3 protein-coding genes are annotated in these 1,730 nt (G+C 59.8%); 2 read left to right on the plus strand and 1 reads right to left on the minus strand.

Features of this window, described 5'->3' with window-relative positions; translation table 11 throughout:
• Nucleotides 1-134: 134 nt before the first annotated feature.
• Nucleotides 135-380, minus strand: a complete 246-nt coding sequence (locus GA0070558_RS35140; protein WP_091287392.1) for an NUDIX hydrolase — start codon at nucleotides 378-380, stop codon at nucleotides 135-137.
• Between GA0070558_RS35140 and GA0070558_RS33200 the strand changes: the two genes are divergently transcribed.
• A complete protein-coding gene (locus GA0070558_RS33200) occupies nucleotides 381-878 on the plus strand; it encodes an endonuclease toxin domain-containing protein (RefSeq protein WP_500862227.1) in 498 nt (165 codons plus the stop codon).
• Nucleotides 879-1,067: 189 nt separating this feature from the next.
• Nucleotides 1,068-1,412: a hypothetical protein gene (locus tag GA0070558_RS32570; protein WP_091287396.1), complete on the plus strand. Its 345-nt coding sequence runs from the start codon at nucleotides 1,068-1,070 to the stop codon at nucleotides 1,410-1,412.
• The last annotated feature ends 318 nt before the right edge of the window (nucleotides 1,413-1,730 follow it).

Genomic DNA, 1,730 nt, shown 5'->3' on the forward strand with positions numbered 1-1,730 from the left:
GGCCCACCACCACGCCCCCAGACAGCATCCATCGGTGATAACCGATCAACTAACCAGGGGTCGGCACATCCGACGCCACCCATGAACGATCGAGGTTAGGCAGTGCGGCTCGCCGCCCGTCGGGCCCGCCCAATCTACGTGCCAGCTTCGGGAGTCGATACAAGGAGGCTCACAACACCGGCCGTGCAGCCGCTCTCTTCGGCCACCTCTCGTACGACTGCGTCGTAAGGGTCCTCGGCGTGATCGACCTTGCCGCCCGGCAAGGTCGAGTGCCGTTGCCGGCCGGTAGCGCACGGGCAACGTCTGTCCTGGGGTGAGTCGGGTGAGCTCGGTGATCGTGAGGTCTTCGTCTGCGATACCGCGGAACGAGATGCCCTCAGCTGTCTCCACGTCGAACATCAGGACCACGCGAGGGTTGCTGTTCACCTCCCGCCAGTCGACGAGAACGCCGAGCGCAAGCGCCCCCGTGCGCAGTTCCGCATTGCGCTTCCGGGCATCACTGGGGTTATCAGCTCGAAAAGCGCATCATGGACGAGATGGGACTAAAGGGAATGCCCGCTCCCAACAATCCAACCATTGATGCCTTCGATCCTGTGACCGGTACTGCGACGAGCATCAAAACCAAGGCTTTGCATGAAGGCTTCTATAACGGAAAAGCGCTTCAGACGGAGTTGCGGAGAGATGTCCGGAAGTTGGAAAGGTATGAGGGTAAAACGTTCGGCGATGCCGTCATCAATAAGGATGACATCCGGCATAGGCAGCTGATTGTCGGCATTCCTTCCGGCACGGTCTCAAATGAACAGTATGCTGCGATGGTGGACGGCTATCGTTACGGATTGAAGCGTCAGGTGGACGTGATATATGTAATCGTTAAATGAGTGGTTGGGTCGGCGGTCGTCCGCACCGCCGATAGCGTCCTGTCGGAATCGGCGCATTTCCTTTGCGGCGCGACGCAGAGCCCCGGCCGGTGGTAACCCAAGGGTCGCCACCGGCCCGGGCTGTCGGTAACCCTTCCGTCCTGTATCCTGCGCTTCTCGTGGCATGGGAGCTGATTTCGGGGAGGAAGCATGGGGTACGAGCTACACATCAGTCGAGCCGAGGAATACTATGATAGCGAAGAGCGCCCGATCGCCCTTGTCGAGTGGCTGACCTATGCGGAGAGTAACTCTGCGCTCAGGGTGGGTGGATGGCTCGGCTGGGATGAGGAGCGCCAGCCCATCTACGAACACGTCTGCACGGACGGCAGTTTGGTTTCGCTGACTTGGTTCGAGGGTGCTATTGAGATCAAGGGGAACTTCGACGGCGACCCTTACCGTGAGTTCGGAAGCATCGCCGAAGGCTTGCAGGCCAACCTTCAAGGCGACGACGGCGAGCGGTACACAGCGAGCGGTGTCCTCCCCCCTACCCGATAGATATAGAGCCAGCGCTGGGAGCAGGGGCGGGGCGTGTCAGTGGTGCTAAAAGACTAGCTGGGGCGGGGCTTTCTGGGTTGCCGAGGATCCATACCCGCGTTTGGTGGGTTGGAATGATGGGGCTGAGTTTTCTCGGCGAAACGCGATATTTTAATCGTGGGTGGAAGGGAGGTTGAATCGTGAGGCTGGATGGGTTCCAGGCCGTCAGATCGGAGGCATTCCTTAATGACGTGATCTCAACAAGAATTCGGTAGGTATCGGTGTTCGTAGTGGGTGAGGTGGAGGGCGGCACGGACGATGTCGCCGAGGCTGCGTGGG

Origin of the sequence: Micromonospora haikouensis (assembly GCF_900091595.1) — a bacterium.
In the GTDB taxonomy this organism is placed as follows: Bacteria; Actinomycetota; Actinomycetes; order Mycobacteriales; family Micromonosporaceae; genus Micromonospora; species Micromonospora haikouensis.

Coding starts and splice junctions, on each gene's coding strand:
- GA0070558_RS32570 (WP_091287396.1), top strand. CDS start 1,068: ATGGGGTACGAGCTACACATCAGTCGAGCCGAGGAATACTATGATAGC.